Here is a 658-nt window from a genome sequence, read left to right as displayed (position 1 = left end):
TGTGCTGGTTGCGTTAGTGCTGGTTGGAACTACTTCTTTCACCACCGCTTGGTACTTGACAGTAACAGGAGTTCCGTTGACATCCACTCGAGTCAATTCAAGCTCTGGTGTTTCACCCTTGAACTGTTTATCAGGAGTGAAGGTCACCTTACCATCTGCGTCCACTTCGAACTTACCAACATTTGGCACTTCTTTCACAGCTGTCCCATTGTCAAATAGTGGTGTTGAATCAGCTGGGAATGGAACTGAGTCATGGCCTGGAGTGAAGGCCACTGTACCTTCTTGGACCTGACCTTGCAGACCCTCTGTCTTATCACCTGTACCAGTTGGGGTTACTTTCGTAAACTCTGGACTGTACGTCGCAGTCACTGGAGTGCCATTCTTATCCACACGTTTCACTGTAACTGGATCTGGGTTTCCAACAAACTGTTTGTCTGGTGTGAAGGTGACTGTACCGTCTGGTGTAATCGTGTAAGTTCCTTGACCTGGAATAGACTTCTCTTTGCTTCCATCTGCGAAGGTTGGTTCAACGGTTTCATCGATTGGAACCAGTGGATCACCACCTTGGAAGCTTGGAGTGCCTGTTTGTGGAACACCCTGAGGGCCTGTGCTGGTTGCGTTAGTGCTGGTTGGAACTACTTCTTTCACCACCGCTTGG

Annotated in this window: 1 protein-coding gene; it reads right to left on the bottom strand. The window is 48.8% G+C overall.

Annotation, left to right across the window (positions count from 1 at the left end; translation table 11 throughout):
* Positions 1-658 (bottom strand): hypothetical protein (locus tag ADM50_RS03920; RefSeq protein WP_049484602.1); only part of this gene is annotated, 658 nt, incomplete at both ends.

This window comes from Streptococcus oralis (assembly GCF_001075675.1).
In the GTDB taxonomy this organism is placed as follows: domain Bacteria; phylum Bacillota; class Bacilli; order Lactobacillales; family Streptococcaceae; genus Streptococcus; species Streptococcus oralis_V.
Note: the sequence above shows the minus strand (reverse complement) of the source record. Positions and strands in the feature narration are given on the sequence as shown.